The organism is Gordonia sp. LMA167 (assembly GCF_058130025.1).
The window spans coordinates 4,054,653-4,072,666 of sequence record NZ_CM176708.1 but is presented as its reverse complement, the minus strand read 5'-3'; the positions used below and the strand labels follow the sequence as shown (position 1 = coordinate 4,072,666).

Annotated in this window: 15 protein-coding genes; 5 read left to right on the top strand and 10 right to left on the bottom strand. The window is 68.1% G+C overall.

What is annotated here, in order from left to right:
* Positions 1-12: 12 nt before the first annotated feature.
* From ACVT6V_RS18505 to ACVT6V_RS18485, 5 genes are all read right to left on the bottom strand, one after another.
* Positions 13-990, bottom strand: a complete 978-nt coding sequence (locus ACVT6V_RS18505; protein WP_489895275.1) for an oxygenase MpaB family protein — start codon at positions 988-990, stop codon at positions 13-15.
* 149 nt (positions 991-1,139) lie between these two features.
* The gene (locus ACVT6V_RS18500) at positions 1,140-1,361 is read right to left on the bottom strand and encodes a DUF3263 domain-containing protein (protein ID WP_489900882.1); all 222 of its coding nucleotides are present in this window, start codon (positions 1,359-1,361) and stop codon (positions 1,140-1,142) included.
* A gap of 266 nt (positions 1,362-1,627) precedes the next feature.
* The gene (locus ACVT6V_RS18495; RefSeq protein ID WP_489895273.1) at positions 1,628-2,470 is read right to left on the bottom strand and encodes an adenylate/guanylate cyclase domain-containing protein; all 843 of its coding nucleotides are present in this window, start codon (positions 2,468-2,470) and stop codon (positions 1,628-1,630) included.
* A 9-nt stretch (positions 2,471-2,479) separates the two neighbouring features.
* A complete protein-coding gene (locus ACVT6V_RS18490; RefSeq protein ID WP_489895271.1) occupies positions 2,480-3,628 on the bottom strand; it encodes a DUF475 domain-containing protein in 1,149 nt (382 codons plus the stop codon).
* Positions 3,625-3,906, bottom strand: coding sequence for a hypothetical protein (locus ACVT6V_RS18485; RefSeq protein ID WP_489895269.1), 282 nt, complete (start codon positions 3,904-3,906; stop codon positions 3,625-3,627). The genes ACVT6V_RS18490 and ACVT6V_RS18485 overlap by 4 nt, the downstream gene beginning before the upstream one ends.
* Positions 3,907-4,069: 163 nt before the next feature.
* Between ACVT6V_RS18485 and ACVT6V_RS18480 the strand changes: the two genes are divergently transcribed.
* Complete coding sequence (locus tag ACVT6V_RS18480) at positions 4,070-4,414, top strand: RNA polymerase-binding protein RbpA (RefSeq protein ID WP_489895267.1); 345 nt, start codon at positions 4,070-4,072, stop codon at positions 4,412-4,414.
* Between the two features lie 627 nt (positions 4,415-5,041).
* Here ACVT6V_RS18480 and ACVT6V_RS18475 read toward each other — a convergent pair.
* The 5 genes from ACVT6V_RS18475 to cobN all read right to left on the bottom strand — a co-directional run bounded on the left by ACVT6V_RS18475 (position 5,042) and on the right by cobN (position 13,531).
* Positions 5,042-5,770, bottom strand: a complete 729-nt coding sequence (locus tag ACVT6V_RS18475) for a polyprenol monophosphomannose synthase (RefSeq protein WP_489900881.1) — start codon at positions 5,768-5,770, stop codon at positions 5,042-5,044.
* Between the two features lie 97 nt (positions 5,771-5,867).
* Positions 5,868-7,499 carry an apolipoprotein N-acyltransferase gene (gene lnt / locus ACVT6V_RS18470; RefSeq protein ID WP_489900880.1) on the bottom strand — a complete coding sequence of 544 codons (1,632 nt, stop codon included), beginning with the start codon at positions 7,497-7,499 and terminating at the stop codon, positions 5,868-5,870.
* 68 nt (positions 7,500-7,567) lie between these two features.
* Positions 7,568-9,205 (bottom strand): amidohydrolase, encoded by a 1,638-nt coding sequence (locus tag ACVT6V_RS18465; RefSeq protein WP_489895265.1) that lies wholly within the window; start codon positions 9,203-9,205, stop codon positions 7,568-7,570.
* 36 nt (positions 9,206-9,241) lie between these two features.
* Positions 9,242-9,754: an FxsA family protein gene (locus ACVT6V_RS18460; protein ID WP_489895263.1), complete on the bottom strand. Its 513-nt coding sequence runs from the start codon at positions 9,752-9,754 to the stop codon at positions 9,242-9,244.
* Positions 9,755-9,889: 135 nt separating this feature from the next.
* Positions 9,890-13,531 carry a cobaltochelatase subunit CobN gene (cobN, locus tag ACVT6V_RS18455; RefSeq protein WP_489895261.1) on the bottom strand — a complete coding sequence of 1,214 codons (3,642 nt, stop codon included), beginning with the start codon at positions 13,529-13,531 and terminating at the stop codon, positions 9,890-9,892.
* A 287-nt stretch (positions 13,532-13,818) separates the two neighbouring features.
* On the opposite strand from cobN, the gene ACVT6V_RS18450 reads away from it, so the two are divergent.
* The 4 genes from ACVT6V_RS18450 to ACVT6V_RS18435 are packed head-to-tail and all read left to right on the top strand — an operon-like array spanning position 13,819 to position 17,997.
* Positions 13,819-14,619: a methyltransferase domain-containing protein gene (locus ACVT6V_RS18450; protein WP_489895259.1), complete on the top strand. Its 801-nt coding sequence runs from the start codon at positions 13,819-13,821 to the stop codon at positions 14,617-14,619.
* A gap of 57 nt (positions 14,620-14,676) precedes the next feature.
* A complete protein-coding gene (locus tag ACVT6V_RS18445; RefSeq protein ID WP_489895257.1) occupies positions 14,677-15,840 on the top strand; it encodes a precorrin-3B synthase in 1,164 nt (387 codons plus the stop codon).
* Between the two features lie 13 nt (positions 15,841-15,853).
* On the top strand, positions 15,854-16,477 hold the full coding sequence (locus tag ACVT6V_RS18440) for a precorrin-8X methylmutase (protein WP_489900879.1): 624 nt from the start codon (positions 15,854-15,856) through the stop codon (positions 16,475-16,477).
* 8 nt (positions 16,478-16,485) lie between these two features.
* Positions 16,486-17,997, top strand: coding sequence for a precorrin-2 C(20)-methyltransferase (locus ACVT6V_RS18435; RefSeq protein WP_489895255.1), 1,512 nt, complete (start codon positions 16,486-16,488; stop codon positions 17,995-17,997).
* The last annotated feature ends 17 nt before the right edge of the window (positions 17,998-18,014 follow it).

Here is an 18,014-nt window from a genome sequence, read left to right as displayed (position 1 = left end):
GGCTCCGTCCGCTCAGTCCGCGGCGCCGCTGCTGCGCCGTGCGACCGAGTATGCGGCGCCGGCGCCCTCACGTTTCTTCATCGCGGTGATCGCATCGTGATGACGCCGGGCGTGGTATGCCAGCGGGAAGTAGGTCAGGCGTTCGGGCAGTACCCGATACGCGACCCGGATGGCGGCGTGCATCCGTTCCAGCTCGCGTTGTTCGCCGTCCGTCCAGGTGATGCCGAGGATCTCGCGGATACGGGGATCCATCACGCCGACAGTGGTCAGATAGTTGAGTTTCTGAACCGGGACAGAGGCGATGCGGGCGACCGAGTTGGCGAGTCGGACGAACGCCGGCGGTACCGATTTGTCCAGTCGCGGAGCCGATTTCATCTGCGCCACCAGCTCCAGCGCCGTCGGATGGGCGACCAGCCTGTTCTCCACCATGTCGTCGAAGTACCGATCGAACTCCTCGAGCGACTCCGGGTAGCCGTTCATCGGCACCTGGACGATCTTGGCGATTCGGCGATTGTCGCGGAACATCTCTTCGGTCTCGTCCGGAGTGAACTCGCGCCCGATGACCAGTGGCGCGGCGGCGCAGGAAGTGGGGATCGCGGTGGCGATGACCCACTGATATGCCTCGGGGTTGAGTGCACTGATGTGGCGGCCCTCGGCGTTGCGCATCTGGAGCGGCTGATGCATACGCCGCAGACGCTTGCCCTCCTCGATGGCCTCCTGACCGCCGTAGACCCACCGCATCACCGAGTCGACCGACCGCACGGCCCGTCCCATCGGATCGGTGCGGAACACCGAGTACTCGCCCACGATGTCCCCGATCACCGGATGCATCACCTGCATGACGAACGCTGCCCCGTTGACCGGCAGGAACGTGTACCGGCCGACGAGTTCGGCCGTCATCGAATCCGGCGAGATGAGTTCGATCTCGTCGTCCGGATGAGAGATCACGACCTCGTCGGTGACGATCTCTGCCTGTTGGGTGACTGTCATCTTCGAACCTCCGCGCATCATGCGTACGCAGGTGCGTACGCAATTCTGGGACCCGATTGGGTGACCCATTCTGAGGACTGCTGTAGTCAGATTAGCGCGCCAGGTCCGTGCGGTCGAGGATTTGACTGATTTCTTCGGGTCGTCCCCGGTCAGCGAGCCATCCAGATCCGTCGCCGGATCACCCCGCGCATGTGCCTGATCTCGTCGGGTCTCATCGACGAAGGCGGATCTGTTTCGATGATCCGGTCCACCTCACGGAAGAAGTCACGGTCGGACAGGCCGAATCGCTCGGCGATGGCATGCGAGGAACCACCGCCGAGTGGGTACCAACTCGTCTCGAAATCAAGCATCTGGCGCTGCCTGTTGTCCAGCTTGTGCTCCACTGCCACCCTGCCCCTGTGAGTCGTTCTCCGGCATTGATGTGACGACCGATCCGGCTGCGCGTCTCAACCTGTCGGTCGACCATCTTCGACGCCATTGTGCCTCGGGATGGTGTCGAGTGTCACTGTCCAGAATCAACCGGATGTGAATGTCCGGTGACGGCGCCGATTTCCGTGGACGGTGCCGGTCCCCACCACCCGACAGAACGGGCATAGCGCCCAACAATGCACGCACACTGTCTGATTCGCGGAAGTCGTTAGTTTTCGTAACGAGGGACGACCGCGTACACCGTCAGTTCGCGTGGCACGCCCTTGGCCTTGAATCGACGCCGCCGGCGGTGGTACCGCGCGGGATCGGCGTTCGCCAATGTCGCGTCACTCACCAGTAGTTCGCCCGGACCTGCCGCCGCGGCCACACGCGCGGCGATGTTGACGTCGACACCGATGAAATCGTCGCCGACGGCACGCGGCGCACCGGTGTGCAGTCCCGCCCGTAGCTGAGGCCGATACCCGTCGACGGTGAGCGCGCTGACCCCGCAGATCGCCTCGTAGGCAGCTTCGATGGCCTCTGTTCCGTCCAGAAAGACCGCCATCGCGCCATCGCCGAGATGTTTGACGACGCTGCCGCCACGCGCCGAGACGACGGACTCGGTCACCGAATTCACCTCGGCGAGTAGCCGCAGCACCTGATCGTCACCGACGTCGAGCGCCCAGGTGGAGAATCCGACGAGGTCGGTGAACAGGATGGTCGCGTCTACCGGGGTCCGGGAACGGCCGATCCGACGGGCGACCAGGGACTGCCAGACCTGGACCGCACCCAATCCCAACTCGCGTATCACGCTCGGTTGGTCCGGGCGGGATTCGCTGAGGAGCCGCGCGACGCGGTCCGAGGTGCGACGTCCGGTGACGGGAGACGGGGTGTTGGGGATGAGATCGCGTGCCGCGCGGGCCGCCTTCACGGCGCCTGCACTGGCATCGGAACGGGCCAGGGCGTCGGCCGCCCGACGGGCCGGGCCCCGCTGCGCGCGGGTCGTGCCTGCGTCAGCGGGCGATTCGGATGCGGTGGTCGGCTCGCGGTTCGTGTCGTCGGTGCCGGTCACGGAGCAAGTCTATCGGGCGGCGGGCCCGCACGGATTCGTCACCGCGCCCGCGTCGCCGTGGGTCTCCGCACTCCGCCGCTCCCGGCGATTGGCACGGACGCTGCTCACCATCGCGGCACCGATGAAGGCCACGCCGACCAACCCGGTGATCAGCTCGTTGACGTGGATGCTGACACTGACCAGGAGGATCACGGCCAGCGCCCCGATCGCCCAGTGTGCACCGTGCTCGAGGTAGCGGTACTCGCCGAGCGTTCCCTGCCGCACCAGGTAGATGGTGATGGACCGGACGAACATCGCGCCGATGAATCCGAGACCGAGCGCGATGAGGATGGGGTCCGGTGTGATCGCGAAGGCACCGATCACGCCGTCGAACGAGAACGATGCGTCGAGGACCTCGAGGTACAAGAAGAGGAAGAAGCCGGCCTTGCCCACCGCCACCGTGGCGGGTGCAGGCCTCCCCTGTGTATACCGGCTCGTCGGGGATTCGGCACCGGGCTGCCCCCGCTGGAACAGCGAGGAGAGGCCGTCGACCACCAGATAGGTGACCATGCCCATCAGCCCGGCCGTCAGAACGGTTGCGCGGGTGTCGTCGTCAGCGAGGTACCCCGCGACAAGAAGGAGGAGGACCGCGGCGATGACCACCGACAACTGATCGAGGCGGCCCAGCCGGCCGAGCGGCCGCTCGATCCAGGACAGCCAGGTGAGGTCGCGGTCGGTGAGGACGAAGTTCAGGAAGAGCAGCAGCAGGAACATGCCGCCGAAGGCGGCGATCTGGCCGTGCGCCTCCCCCAGGATGGTCTCGTAACTGGGGCTTCCGTCCGGGAAGTAGGCCGCGCCGTCGGCCGGCGGATTCACGGCGAGGCGGAATGCCTCCACCGGGTCGAGCCCGCCGGTGATCCAGACGATGGCAAGCGGGAACAACAGACGCATGCCGAACACGGCGATGATCACCCCGACGGTGAGGAACATCCGCTGCCAGAAGCGGCTCATCCGTTCCAGGACGGTCGCGTTGATCACCGCGTTGTCAAAGGACAGGGACACTTCCAGGATGCCGAGGATCGCGCACAGGGCGAGGCCGGTCCATCCGGCATAGAAGAAGGCCGTGACCAGGGCGGCGATCGTGACGACGACAGACAGTCCGAAGATCCGGACCATCATCGCAGTCGCTCCGCTTCCCGCGCGAGGCTCAGCAGGTCATCGCCGAGCGCGTGCAGGGTGTCGGTGTCCGCCGCTTCGGCGACCGCGGTCACGAGGTCCTCCGCGGCACACCGAAGGGCGAAGAGCCGGTCTCCGAAGGCGTCGGCTTCGGCGGCTGTCAAGATCACCGCGTCGTCGGGAATAGATGTGCCCTGCGTGAGCGCTCTTTGTTCGTAGGCGCGCTGTCGACATGACTGCTTGCAGTACTTGCGGCGCCGACCGAGATCCGAGTCGATCATGCTCCGGCCGCACCACGCGCAGGAATACGGCCGTCGGCGAGGGTCGTCCACGGCTACGACCGTACCCGCGCGCCGGTGGGTGGCGCCGGACGTGGCGTGACCGGGGCGTCCCGATGAGCGCGTAGAATGAACAAAGCCCGACGAAATGTTGAGAGGAATGTCAATGGCAGATCGAGTACTTCGGGGTAGCCGCCTCGGTGCGGTGAGCTACGAAACCGATCGCGATCACGACCTCGCGCCACGACGTATCGTCCAGTACCGCACCGACAACGGAGAGATCTTCGACGTTCCCTTCGCCGACGATGCTGAGGTGCCGTCGAAGTGGCCTTGCAAGAACGGTATGGAGGGCACCCTGCTCGAGGGTGCAGCGCCTGAGGAGAAGAAGGCCAAGCCGCCGCGTACGCACTGGGACATGCTGCTCGAACGTCGTTCCGAGGAGGAGCTCGAGGTGCTGCTCAATGAGCGGCTCGAACTGCTCAAGCAGCGTCGTAAGGGCGTTACGAACTGATCGCAGTATCCACAGCGGCCGGGTGAGTCCATCGACTCGCTCGGCCGCTGTGTTTGTTGCGGCCGACGCTCGAGCCCTGCGGAGAGCGACCACTTCCGCTCGGGAGACAGCGGATCACCCTGCTCCCTGAGGCGACCAGAGCACCCGCTCCCTCAGGAGCCAGCGGAGCACACCGCTCCCTGAGGAGCGAGCTTCACGAAGGGCCCTTCGTGACGCACACTCACTTCGTTCGCGGGCTCCTCAGGGACCGGATTTGGGGTTTCGCTCGTTGGTCGAAAGGCTCCTCAGGCACCGGGGTGGCGACGCGACAGCAAACTCGCTCAACCCTCGATCTCTGAGGAGGCCCGGAGCGCCAGCGGAGTGCGTCACGAAGGGCCCTTCGTGACGCACGCTCACTTCGTTCGCGGGCTCCTCAGGGACCGGGTGGTGACGCACGCTCACTTCGTTCGCGGGCTCCTCAGGGACCGGGTGGTGACGCACGCTCACTTCGTTCGCGGGCTCCTCAGGGACCGGGTGGTGACGCACGCTCACTTCGTTCGCGGGCTCCTCAGGGACCGGGTGGTGACGCATCGCTCGTTCCTCAGGGAACCGATGGTGATGGGCGGTACCTGGATGCGTGCACCCGCCTCAGCGACGCTTGCGCCCGAACCGGTCCAGACGGCTCTCGATTCCCCAGCGCGCGACCATGAAGAACGCCTCGGTCATCACGCCACCGCTCATCTTGGATTCCCCGATCTCGCGTTCGGTGAACGTGATCGGCACCTCGCGGACGTCGAAACCGGCGCGCACGGCACGCCAGGCCAGGTCGATCTGGAAGCAGTATCCGGCCGATTCGACGGAGTCGAGTTCGATCTTCTCCAGCACCTGCCGACGATAGGCGCGGAAACCGGCTGTGATGTCGTTGACCTTGGCACCCAGGGCGATGCGCGCGTACGTGTTGGCCCCGCGCGACAGGATCTCACGGTGTTTGGGCCAGTTGACGAGCCGACCCCCGGAGACGTAGCGCGAGCCGATCACCAGGTCCGCTCCCGCGTTGATCGCGTCCAGCAGGCGGTGGAGCTGTTCGGGAGCATGGCTGCCGTCGGCATCCATCTCGATGATCGTCGTGTACTCGCGTTCGAGTCCCCAGGCGAACCCGGCCAGATACGCCTTACCCAGCCCGTCCTTGTCGGTGCGGTGCATGACGTGGACGCGACCCGCCGCGTCGTCGGCGGCGATCTGATCGGCCACGTCACCGGTTCCGTCCGGGCTGGAATCGTCGACCACCAGGACGTGGATCCCGGCGAGATTCGTCTGCAGCCGCGAGATGATCGTCGGCAGATTCTCCCGCTCGTTGAACGTCGGGATGACGACCAGTGCCCGCTCGCCCCGGTCGCCGACGACCGCTTGCGCGTCGTCGGCGGGCCCAGTGCTCTCCGGCCCGTGTTCGGCCGATGGACTACCCGCTGTCGGACTATCCAATGCCACCGAACTCCTTTGTCTCATCCTTCGGCCCCGCCGATTCCACCGTCTCGGCCGTGCCGGTCGGCTGGGCCGTATCGGCGTCAGCATCGTCGGTGTCGCGGCTACGCGTGGCGCGTGACCTCAGAGAGAACCTAGTATGCCGCGTCAGCGCGAACAAAAAACCCAGCACCGCCACCACCGTCGCTATCCACTTCGGCCAGTCGCCGAGGCGGGTCGCCAGTGTGCGGTCGGTGTGCAGGGGTAGTCGACTCGACAGGACATCCGAGGTGAAGATGCCGGTCTGGGCGACGATCATCCCGTCGGGATCGATGATCGCGCTGACCCCACTGGTGGCGGCCACCACAACCGCCCGTCCGTGTTCGACCGCTCGCACCTGCGACATCGCGAGCTGCTGATAGGTCATCTCCGTGCGGCCGAATGTGGCGTTGTTGGTCGGCACGTACAGGATCTGGGCCCCGTCGTCGACGGCCTTGCGGGCCGAACGATCGAACGCGACCTCCCAGCACGTGGACACGCCCACCTGCACCGGACCCGAGCGGCCCGGGACGTCCAGCACAGATGACCCGGTGCCGGGCCGGAAATTGCCGGCCATGTCGGCGTACGAGGAGAACATCGAGAAGAAACTCCGCCAGGGCAGGTATTCGCCGAACGGCTGCACGATGTGCTTGTCGTAGCGGTCGACCGGCCCCCGCTCCTGATCCCACACCAGCACGGTGTTGGTGGGGCGGCCGTCGGGGTTCATCACCAGCGTGCCCACCAAGATCGGTGCGCCGACCGAGACCGACGCCGCGGTTATCTCCTGTGCGGCGTCCGGGTTGGTCAGTGGAGAGATGTCCGAAGCGTTCTCCGGCCACGCCACGAAGTCGGGCTGATCGGCCGTACCGATTCGGACAGCATCTGCGAGCGCATCGGTCTCGCGGACGTGGTTGTCGAGCACCGCCCTGCGCTGGGCGTTGAACTCCAGTCCCAGGCGCGGAACGTTGCCCTGCACGGCCGCGACGTGCGCCGACTCGGAGGCGACATTCCGATCGACCGTGGCCGGGGTCAGCGCGATGGCGGCGACAGGACCGACCAGGGCCAGCACGACGGCCAGGGCCGCGGTGCGCACCACCGCACGGCCGTGATACTCGCCGTCACGCAACGCGCGGATGGAGACCAGGCACAACCAGGCGATCGACGCACCGAGCAGCGCCACCGCCGCGGACAGTCCCGGCGCCCCCAACGCAGACGCCAACGGCAGCAGCGGACCGTCGACCTGACTGAAGGCGGCCCTGCCCCACGGAAATCCGCCGAACGGGAACGCCGAACGAAGACCCTCGACGGCCACCCACGACACGGTGAACCAGATCGGCGGGACCGGCAGGCGCATCGACACGGTGGCGACCAGCCCGAACACCGCCAGGTAGAGGGCCAACACGGCCGCGAGCGCGAGCCACGGCAACGGCCCGACATACACCCCGATCCATGGCAGCAGCGGCACGAAGAATGCGAGGCCGAACACGAATCCGAGCCACGCGCCGGTGCGTGCCCGGGGTCTGCCGGCACTGAGTACGGCGGCCAGCAGACCGAGGCCGACCACCGCAAGGAACCAGAGGTTGCGCGGCGGGAAGGCGGCCCACATCGCAAGACCGGAGAGGGCGGCGATCACGGTTCGGATCAACCACACGATCCGACCGTTCGACGTCCAGGTCACGCGGACCCGCCGCTGACCGTCGCGTCGAACAGGACGGTCTCGTTGTGCACGGTCCGCACACACCGCGGCAGACGCGCGCCGGGCGCGATGTCCGGCAGCGCAGGGACCCGCGAACGCGGGTCGGTCGACCAGCGTTGCACACTCTCGTGCGACCCGGCGACGACGAGATCGTCGATCTCCCAGACCGCGTAGCTCGCGGGGGCGCCGGGCACGAGGGTGCCGGTCAGTCCGTCGTTGATGCCGGCCGCCCGCCAGCCGCCTCGTGTGGCGGCGGCGAAGGCACCCCGGGCCGAGATCGCGTTGCGCGGCTGGTTGTGGTGGACGGCCGCCCGGATCGACGACCAGGGGTCGATCGGGGTGACGGGAGCATCAGAGGAGAACGCCAGGATCAGCCCTGCGCGGGCGTGGCCGGCGAAGTTGTTCAGGCCGGCGGTCCGCGACACGCCGAGGCGCTGCTCGTAGAGATCCCCGCTTCCGCCCCATTCGGCGTCGAAGAGTGGCTGCATGCTCGCCACCACACCGCACCGCGCCAGGAGTGCGGCCTGCTCGGCGGACACCATCTCGGCGTGCTCGAGACGGTGGGCGCAGCGGGCCAGAGCCGGTGTGCCCAGGTCGGCGGCGAGTTCGTCGAAGGCGGCGACCACCGTGGCGGTGGCGGCATCGCCGATGACATGGAAACCTGCCTGGACGCCGATCTCCGTACAGGACCGGATGTGATCGCGAATCGTCTCGTAGTCGAGGTAGCTGATGCCACTGTGATGGGGATCGTCGGAGTAGGGCTCGGTCAGCCACGCCGTGTGCGATCCGATGGCACCGTCGATGAACAGGTCGCCCGCGAGCGCGTCCGCATGGCTGATGGCCAACAGTTCTCGCGCGTGATCGGCACTCTGGACGGCCTGTCCCCAGTAGCGGCGGACCTCGACGGGGTGATCGAGAACGGCCAGCGAGAGAAAGTCCTCGAGCCCGCTGATGTCGGGCCCACCGTTCTCGTGAACCGAGACCACCCCGTGGGCGGCGGCGTGGTCCAGCGCTCGCCGTTGCGCCCGGGTGCGCTGTCCCGAGGTGACGAGTTGTCGGGCTGCGCCGCGCACGAGGTGATGCGCCTCGGCGACCAAAGGTTCCTCGGGGTGGTATCCGACGGCATCGGCCAGGTCGGGCACCAGCCGTCGCAACGCCGAGGACGCCACCGCGGAATGTTCGTCGATCCGGGCCAGATAGGCGGGCAGATTGCCGACCACCGCGTCGATCTCGGTGGTCGTCGGGAACCGTCGGTCGTCCGGATCGACGCCTGACCAGCGCGAGTCGTCCCAGCCGAGTCCCCAGATCAGCTCGCCGTCATCCGTGTGCGCGGCGTAATGCGCGACACGACGCAGGCAGTCGGACCGGTCGGTGGCGTCGTTCAGGGTGAGTCCGGCCAGCGCCAGGCCGGTAGAGGTCAGGTGAACGTGCGAATCGACGAAACCGGGTGCCACAAATCGGCCCTGCAGATCGGTGACCTGCGCATCGGGATGGAGTGCACGGCCGACATCGTCGCTGCCCACCCACACGACGACGCCGTCGGTGACAGCCATCGCGGTGGCGTCGGGCGCGGCCGGGGAATAGACGAATCCGCCCAGAAGCAGTTCTGTTGTCACGGTGCTCAAGTGTGCCCTGAGGGCGGGGGCGGGCCGTCAGTGGCCCCGAGGCAGGCCTCGATCACCGGGATCGGCCGCGGGCGGGGTCGACTGCCTGCCGACCGTGCCACCGTCATCGACCACCGTGCCGTCGATGACGGTGCCGCGACCGACGTACATGCCGCTCGCGTAGATGCCCGCGCGATCCATGGTCGCCGCGAATCGACGTGCACCGACGGTCGCGACCACCGGGCGCATAACCTTGCGGACCGGCGGGGCCAGCAGCACCAGACCGACGACCGTCGACACGACTCCCGGGATGACCATGAGCAGACTGGCCGCGGCCAGGAGCGCGGTGTCGGTGAGCGGGCCGCGTGGGTCGACCTCGTTCCGCGAGGCACGGCGCAGCTCTGCGAAGACCTTCCGACCCTGCTGCTGGAGCAGCGCGAAGCCGGCGACGACCGCGGCCAGCGTGATCAACACCGCCCAGCCGAAGCCGAGGAAGTGCGCGATGGCCACAAACGCACCGATCTCGATCGCCACGTAGGCGATCACGTACAGCATCCGCATCGGACCCTCTGCCTTTCCGAGAATGAAGTGGCGCCGACGTCCCGTTGCCGGTCGCGGGCCTCTACTCGGTGCAACGAGCGAGAGTGCCGGTTTTCTCCCGAATCCGGCAGGTTTCTCACCCGGATCGATGAGCGATCAGTCGTTGCGGCCCTCGATGTCACCTTCGGCCTGCAGATAGACAGCCCGGAGCGCATCAAGCATCTCCGTGGGGGGCTCGGTCCACATGTCGCGCTCCACCGCCTCGAGCAGGCGTTCGGCGATACCGTGCAGCGCCCAGGGGTTGGACTGCTGCATGAACCGCTGATTGTCCTCGTCGAGGACGTAGGACTCGGTGAGCTTCTCGTACATCCAGTCGGCGACCACGTTCGTCGTCGCGTCGTAGCCGAACAGATAGTCGACGGTCGCGGCCATCTCGAAGGCGCCCTTGTAACCGTGGCGCTGCATCGCCGAGATCCATCGAGGATTGACCACCCGGGCGCGGAAGACCCGACTCGTCTCCTCGGAAAGTGTGCGGGTGCGGACGGAGTCCGGGCGGGTGCTGTCGCCGATGTAGGCGTCGGGCGATGTACCGGTGAGCGCACGCACGGTCGCGACCATGCCGCCGTGGTACTGGAAGTAGTCGTCGGAGTCGGCGATGTCGTGCTCGCGGGTGTCGGTGTTCTTCGCGGCGACCGCGATGCGTCGGTAGGCCGCGCGCATGTCGTCGACGGCGGGGACACCTGCCAGGTCGCGCCCGTATGCGTAGCCACCCCATTCGGTGTAAACCTGCGCCAGGTCGGCGTCGCTACGCCATTCGCGCGAGTCGATCAGTTGCAGCAGGCCGGCACCGTAGGTGCCCGGCTTGGAACCGAAGATGCGGGTTGCGGCCCGTCGCGGGTCGCCGTGGTCGGCCATCGATGCGCGGTAATGAGCGGCGACGAAGTTCTCGTCGTCGCGCTCGTCAGCGGTCGCGGCGAGCGCGACGGCGTCATCGAGCATCGTGACGACGTGCGGGAACGCGTCCCGGAAGAACCCGGAGATGCGAACGGTGACGTCGATGCGGGGACGGCCGAGCTCCTCGAGACCGATCAGCTCGAGGTCGCGGACCCGCCGCGACGCCTCGTCCCACACCGGCATCACTCCGAGCAGCGCCAGGACCTCGGCGATGTCGTCGCCGGAGGTGCGCATCGCGCTGGTTCCCCAGACCGACAGTCCCACGGATGCCGGATATGTCCCGTGCTCGGAGACATACCGCTCGAGCAGTGAATCGGCAAGCGCTCGTCCGGTTTCCCACGCGAGTCGGGAGGGAACCGCCTTGGGGTCGACCGAGTAGAAGTTACGCCCGGTCGGCAGGACGTTGATCAGGCCGCGCAGGGGGGAACCGCTGGGTCCGGCCTCGATGAAACGTCCGTCGAGGGCGCGCAGGATCTGATCGATCTCGCGATCTGTCTGCCGGAGCCGCGGGACGACCTCGGTCGCGGCGAAGTCCAGGACGTCGGCGACGGCGCCAGGGTGGCCCGCCGCAGCCTCGGTGATGGCCTCCGCAGTCCACTCCCCTTTCGCGCAGTTCGCGATGAGGCCGCGGGCGGTCGCCTCGATGTCGTCGACGTCGCCTCGGGCGGCGGAGCCGTCCTCGTGCAGGCCCAGTGCTTCGCGCAGACCGGGAAGTGCTTGGTTGCCACCCCACAACTGGCGCGCCCGCAACATCGCGAGGACGAGGTCGACCTCGCTGTCGTCGGCCGGCGCCTGACCCAGGACGTGCAGTCCGTCGCGGATCTGGACGTCCTTGATCTCACAGAGCCAGCCGTCGACGTGCAGCAGCATGTCGTCGAAGACCTCCTCGTCGGGACGTTCGGCGAGCCCGAGGTCCTGGTCCATCTTGGCCGCGGTCAGCAACGTCCAGATCTGCTGACGGATCGCGGGGAGTTTCGCGGGATCCAGGGCGGAGATGTTCGCGTGTTCGTCGAGGAGTTGCTCGAGCCGGGCGATGTCGCCGTAGGACTCGGCGCGGGCCATCGGAGGGATGAGGTGGTCGACGAGCACAGCGTGCGCTCGGCGCTTGGCCTGGGTGCCCTCGCCCGGATCGTTGACGAGGAAGGGATAGATCAGCGGCACGTCGCCGAGCGCGGCGTCGGTTCCACAGGAGGCGGACATGCCGAGGGTCTTGCCCGGCAGCCATTCGAGGTTGCCGTGCTTGCCGACGTGCACGATCGCGTCGGCGCCGAAACCCGCTATGTCCGTCTCGGTTTCGCCGCGTCCGGTGAGCCAGCGGTAGGACGCCAGATAGTGGTGCGACGGCGGGAGGTCGGGGTCGTGGTAGATCGCGACCGGATTCTCACCGAACCCGCGGGGCGGCTGCACCATCAGCACGATGTTCCCGAACCGCATCGCGGCGACCACGATGTCACCGTCGGGGTTGGCGGAGCGGTCGACGAAGAGCTCGCCGGGTGCCGGCCCCCAGTGCTGCTCGACCGCCGAGCGCAACTGTTCGTCGAGTCCGGCGAACCAGCGGCGGTAGTCGTCGGCCGACACCCGGATCGGGTTGGCGGCGAGAGTCTCCTCGGTGAGCCAATCGGAGTCTTGACCACCGGTCTCGACGATTGCGTGGATGAGGGCGTCCGAGTCCGCTTCGGCAAAGCCGGGGATGGCGTCGGGCCCGTCGGTCGGACCGATGTCGTATCCGGCCGCCGCGAGGGCGTGCAGCAGGTGCAGCAGGCTTCGGGGGGTGTCGAGTCCGACGGCGTTGCCGATGCGCGCGTGTTTGGTCGGGTACGCGGAGAGCATGAGCGCGACCCGCCGATCCGCCGGCGCGATGGTGCGCAGCCGGGCGTGGGCGACCGCGATCCCGGCGACCCGCTCACACCGCTCGGGGTCCGGTTGGTACCAGGGCAGGCCGTTGTCGTCGAACTCCTTGAAGGAGAACGGGACGGTGATGATGCGGCCGTCGAACTCCGGCACCGCGACCTGGGTCGCCACATCCAGCGGCGACAGGCCGTCGTCGGTGGCGGCCCAGTCGGCGCGGGACCCGGTCAGGCACAGCCCCTGCAGGATCGGGACGTCGAGGGCCGCGAGTCGTGCGATGTTCCAGGCGTCGTCGTCCCCACCGGCCGATGCGGTCGCGGGAGTGGCGCCGCCCGCGGCGAGGACGGTGACGACGAGCGTGTCGGCGGTGCCGAGGAGGTCGATCAGGTCGTCGGGAGCGGTGCGCAACGACGCGCAGAACACCGGCAGAGCACGGCCACCTCGTTGCTCGACCGCGGCGCACAGTGCCTCGATGTAGCGGGTGTTCCCCGCCAGATGCTGGGCTCGGTAGTAGAGGATCGCGATGGTGGGCCGCGGCGCGTCGGTACCCGTCTCGTCCTCGACCGATGCCGTTCGTTCGAGCACGCCCCACGCCGGCGTCTCGTGCGGTGGTTCGAATCCGAGACCGGTGAGCAGAACGGTGTCGGACAGGAAGTTGTGCAGATTGACGAGGTTGTCGACACCACCGGCCGCCAGGTAGTTGTGCGCATCGGCGACCACACCGGCGGGAACGGTGGAGTGCGCCATGAGGTCGGGGTCGGGCTGCTGTTCACCGGAGCAGACCACCAGCGGTTTCCCGGTGGCAGCCACGGCGGCGAGCCCCTCCTCCCAGGCGCGGGTGCCGCCCAGGATGCGTACGACGATCAGGTCGGCGTCGGCCGCGAGCGTCGGGATGTCGTCGACGAGGATCCGCGACGGGTTGGCTCCGGTGAAGTCCGCGGCGCAGGCGGCCGCGGTGATCAGGTCGGTGTCGGAGGTCGAGAGCAGCAGGATCATGAGATCTCCTCGCCGGGAGGCGCGCCCGGGTGCGTCGTCGTACTGAATGGTGCGGACCCCGAGGCGCAGGTCTGACTCCGAAAGACCGATCGTCGCCGACCCGGCCTCCGTCACAGTGGCGCGACCGCGCCGGCCTTGCACCGGCTTCTGCCGCTCTGGGTTCGCTTCAGCCTAGCCGAGGGCGGCCTACCGTTTCACCCGGCGTTGCCCGACTCCCCGCCCACGGCTATCATTTCACCATACGGACGATTTATCTCACTATATGAGATTTTGATTTGGAGGCGGCAATGCCCGATCAGGACACCTACACCCACGGTCATCCTGCGGTGGTGGTCAACAGTCATGCGGCCCGCACCGTCGCGAACTCCGCCGCCTACCTCCTGCCCCACCTGCGGCCGGGACTCGATCTGCTGGACGTGGGATGCGGTCCGGGCAGCATCACGGCCGATCTCGCCGCAGCGGTGGCACCGGGGCGGGTACGCGGCGTCGAGATCACCGAGGCGCCGCTCCCACAAGCACGGACGACCGCGGCCGCACGCGGGCTGACCATCGATTTCGCCGTCGACGACGCCTATCGACTGTCCGATCCCGACGACAGCTACGACATCACTCATGCCCATCAGGTCCTGCAGCATCTGTCCGATCCGGTGGCCGCACTGCGGGAGATGCGGAGGGCGACACGGCCAGGTGGGCTGGTGGCGGTCCGCGACGCGGACTACGCAGCCATCAACTGGTGGCCCGTCGACGAGCGCCTGGACGCGTGGTTGTCGATCTATCGAGAGGTCGCCCGCGGCAACGACGCCGAACCGGACGCCGGACGCCGACTGTTGGCGTGGGCACACGAGGCCGGGTTCACCGAGGTGACCCCGTCGGCGTCGGTGTGGTGTTACGCCACGCCCGACGACCGGGCGACGTGGGGTGGCATGTGGGCCGAGCGGATTCACTCGTCGGTCGGTCAGATGGCGCTCGAACGCGGACTGGCCACCGAGGCCGACCTTGCGGCGATCTCGCAGGCCTGGCGCGACTGGGCCGCGCACCCCGACGGATGGATCCTGATCCCGCATGGCGAGGTCATCGCCCGCGCCTGATCGATCCGCGGTCGGACACCGGCGACGCCTGGTGCCATGCCTCACTAGGCTGGAACGATGACACGGCCCTTCCGACGCGACGTCGCCGACCGCTGCCCCGGGGTGTTCAGCACGCATGATGCGGCTGACGGCGCGGTCGCGCGGGTCCGGCTGCCCGGCGGCCGGATCCGGCCCGAGCAGTTGCAGGTGCTCGCACAGGCAGCAGCCGATCACGGCGACGGCCATCTCGAGCTCACGGCGAGAGCGAACATCCAGCTCCGCGGCATCCGCGACGTCGACGCGGTGGCCGATGCGGTCGTCGCGGCCGGACTCGCGCCCAGCTCGACGCATGACAAGGTACGCAACATCGAGGTCAGCCCCTTGACCGGACGCATCGGCGGGGTGGCCGACGTCCGTCCGCTGGCTGATGCACTCGATCAACGCCTCCGCGCGGACGACGAATCGTCGGCGCTGTCCGGCCGGTTCCTGTTCGGTATCGACGACGGCCGCGGCGACATCCGTCGTCGCAGGCCCGACGTCGGTGCGATCGCGCGGCGCACCGACGACGCCGGCGCCCTCGTTGTCTACGACATCCTTGTCGACGACGAACCGGTCGGATCGGCGAACGGTGTGGATGCCGTCGTCGATGCACTCATCGGTGTCGCGCACGATCTGATCGACATCGCACCGGGTACCTGGCGGATCGCCGACCTCACCGTCGAGGATCGGGCCGCTCTGACCGCGCGGGTCCGGAAACGGTTGGCGCCGGCCGTCGGCGGCCCTCAACCAGCCGACGGCGGCCCGACCGTCGGCTGGTTCGAACAGGACGACGGCTCAATCCTGCTCGGTGCCGTGGTGGAGCTGGCCCGGGTTCCCGCGCGACTTGCGGAGTTCCTCGCCGCCGTCGAGGCGCCGATCGTCATCACGCCCGACCGCGAGATCCTGCTCTGCGACCTCGGTGAAGGAGTGGCCGAGACGGTGGTCCGGGTCCTGGCCCCGATGGGGCTGATCTTCGATGCCAACTCACCGTGGGTGCTGGCGAGTTGTTGCGTCGGCGCCCCAGGGTGCGCGAAGTCGCTCGCGCCGGTGCGTGCCGACCTCCTGACACGGGTCCGCGACGGTGGGCCGATCGAGGAACGCCAGCACTGGGTGGGATGCGGTCGTCACTGCGGCTCGCCCGCCGAGGGGCACCTCCTCGTCGAGGCGACGCCCGACGACGGGTACCGCACGCAGCGTCGATAAGGTCATGAGCACCATGACCGACTACCTGCGTGACGGCGCTGCGATCTATCGCCAGTCCTTTGCCACCATCCGCGCCGAATCCGATCTGAGCGCGTTCGCGGCCGATGTGGCCGGAGTCGTCGTCCGGATGATCCACGCGTGCGGGCAGACCGATCTCACCGACGATGTGGTTGCCACCGACGGCGTCGTGCGCGCCGCGCGGACCGCGCTGCAGAGCGGCGCACCGATCCTGTGCGACGCGTCGATGGTGGCCTCGGGCGTCACCCGCAAACGCCTGCCCGCCGACAACGAGGTGCGCTGCTATCTGTCCGAACCGTCGTTGCCGGCCCTCGCCGAACGACTGGGAACCACCAGAACGGCTGCCGCGCTGGAATTCTGGCGGCCGCGGCTGGCCGGGTCCGTGGTCGCGATCGGTAACGCCCCCACGGCTCTGTTCGCATTGCTGGACATGATCGACGACGGAGCACCGCGCCCGGCGGCGATCGTCGGCGCACCGGTCGGCTTCGTCGGCGCGGCCGAGTCGTGCGCTGCACTCGCGGCCCGCGACGACCTCGAATTCATCACGGTCACCGGCCGGCGCGGCGGATCCGCGATCACCGCGGCGGCCATCAATGCGCTCGCGAGTCCTGAGGAGTGACGACGACAGTGACGTCAGAACCGGCATCAGCAACGGCAGGCAAACTCTGGGGTGTGGGCCTCGGCCCCGGTGACCCCGAACTGGTCACCGTGAAGGCCGCACGAGTGATCGGTTCCGCCGACGTCGTGGCGTATCACTGTGCACGCCATGGCAACAGCATCGCCCGCTCGGTCGCTGCGCCGTATCTTCGTGATGGTCAGATCGAAGAGCGGCTGATGTATCCCGTGACCACCGAGACGACCGACCATCCGGGTGGCTACTCCGGCGCCCTGCAGGACTTCTACGCCGAGAGCGCTGCACGTCTGGCCGAACACCTGCGTGCCGGGCGGGCGATCGCACTGTTGGCCGAGGGCGATCCACTGTTCTTCAGCTCGTACATGCACATGCACAAACGGCTCGTCGACGAGTTCGACGCCGAGATCATTCCCGGCGTGACGTCGGTGAGCGCGTCGTCGGCCGCAACCGGAATTCCGCTGGTCGAGGGCGACGAGACGTTGACCGTGGTGCCGGGTACCTTGCCGGCGGTCGAACTCGTCGCCCGATTCCGGGCCGCCGATGCGATCGCGGTTCTCAAGCTCGGGCGGACGTTCACGCGCGTTCGCGATGCTCTCGTCGCCGCCGGCCGCGTCGACGAGGCGTGGTATGTCGAACGTGCGTCGACGTCGGTTCAGCGCGTTCTGCCCGTCGCCGACGTCGATCCCGCCCAGGTGCCCTATTTCGCGATGGTCGTGGTGCCCGGCCCGAGGAACAACCCGCACCGCGCGTCCACACCGGTCGCGGGTGAGGTGGTGGTGATCGGGTTGGGCCCGGGCGCCGACGATCTCACGACCCCGGCGGTGCAGGCCGAACTCGCCCGCGCCACCGATCTCGTCGGGTACAAGACCTATCTGGCGCGCGTGACCCCACGCCCCGGTCAACGCGTGCACGCCAGCGACAATCGGGTGGAGTCCGAGCGGGCGGAGTTCGCGCTCGACCTGGCCGCCCGAGGTGCCCGGGTCGCGGTCGTGTCCTCGGGTGATCCCGGGGTGTTCGCGATGGCGTCGGCGGTGGCCGAGGTCGCTGCCGAGCCACGCTGGCGCGATGTCGCAGTACGGGTGTCCCCCGGCGTCACGGCGGCCAGCGCGGTTGCCGCGGCCGTCGGCGCACCGCTCGGGCACGACTTCGCGGTGATCTCGTTGTCGGATCGGCTCAAGCCGTGGGAGGTGATCGCCGAACGCGTGCGACTTGCCGTCGCAGCCGATCTCGTCGTCGCGATCTACAACCCGGGATCGGCCAGCCGGACCTGGCAGGTGGGTCAGCTCAAAGAGATTCTGCTGGAGACCGTGTCGCCCGATCGGGTGGTCGTCGTCGGACGGGATGTCGGCGGACCGCAGGAGCGCCTGCTCACGACGACTGTCGGTGACCTCGACCCGGCATCCGTGGACATGCGCACCCTGCTGATCGTGGGATCGTCGACGACCACGGCGGTGTCGCGATCGGGCGGCGATCTCGTGTACACGCCGCGCCACCACGGCGACTGACCCACCTGTTTCCGAGA